The organism is Streptomyces sp. NRRL F-5123 (genome assembly GCF_000721495.1).
Classification (GTDB): domain Bacteria; phylum Actinomycetota; class Actinomycetes; order Streptomycetales; family Streptomycetaceae; genus Actinacidiphila.
Genome location: NZ_JOHY01000163.1, coordinates 1 through 774 on the forward strand (window position 1 = coordinate 1; position 774 = coordinate 774).

The 774-nt window shown below is 71.4% G+C and carries 1 protein-coding gene and 2 pseudogenes; all 3 read right to left on the reverse strand.

From position 1 onward, the window contains the following. Window positions 1-150 (reverse strand): annotated as a pseudogene (locus tag IH54_RS44190) (ATP/GTP-binding protein); the annotation flags it as partial. Next, complete coding sequence (locus IH54_RS0138695) at window positions 131-670, reverse strand: DUF742 domain-containing protein (RefSeq protein WP_031526304.1); 540 nt, start codon at window positions 668-670, stop codon at window positions 131-133. The gene IH54_RS0138695 and the pseudogene IH54_RS44190, both read right to left, overlap by 20 nt. Further along, a pseudogene (locus IH54_RS0138700) lies at window positions 667-774 on the reverse strand (roadblock/LC7 domain-containing protein); the annotation flags it as partial. The gene IH54_RS0138695 and the pseudogene IH54_RS0138700, both read right to left, overlap by 4 nt.

Sequence of the window (774 nt, forward strand, 5' to 3'; positions counted from 1 at the left end):
CGCGGAGGTCATGACGGCCTCGGTGCGCAGCGGGTTGATCTCGGAGACGGCGCCGACGAACGTGGTCTTGCCCACGCCGAAGCCGCCCGCCACGACGATTTTCGCGGAAGTAGTGGCGCGCGCCGGGCCGCTAGAGCTTCCGAAGTCCACTGAGCACCCTCTCAAGCAGTGTCACATCTGGCTGTCCGCCGGCGGCCTCGTCGCCGCCCGGCTGGTGAATCGTGACCAGTCCGGCCTCGGCCAGGTCGGCCACCAGGATCCTGACCACGCCGAGCGGGATCGTCAGCAGCGCGGAGATCTCCGCGATCGACTTGACCTCACGGCACAGCTGGCAGATCCGCTGGTGCTCCGGCAGCTGCCCGCGCAGCCGCTCGGGGTCGGCGGTGGTGCTGACCAGTGCCTCGATGGCGAGCTGGTAGCGCGGCCTGGTGCGGCCGCCGGTCATCGCGTACGGGCGTACGAATCCGCTCGGCGTCTGCGGGCGCCGCCCCGCGGCAGGTGCCTGCGGGTGGTACGGGTTCGCAGGCGGCTGGTGCGAGCTGCCGTACGGCTGCGCGCCGGGTGACGTGCTCACGAGTCCTCCTCCTTGCGGCCCGCGGTGCCCGCTGCCTGTCCCGGTCCCCGGGGACGGCCGCGGGCCCGCACGCCCGTTCACTGGTGAGTCGCTCAGTCGAGCAGGCTGCCTTGCAGTTCTGCCCTGAGGTCGGGGGTGAGTACGGTGCCTGCGCGGTCGACGAGCAGGGCCATTTCGTAGCCGACGAGGCCGATGTCGCA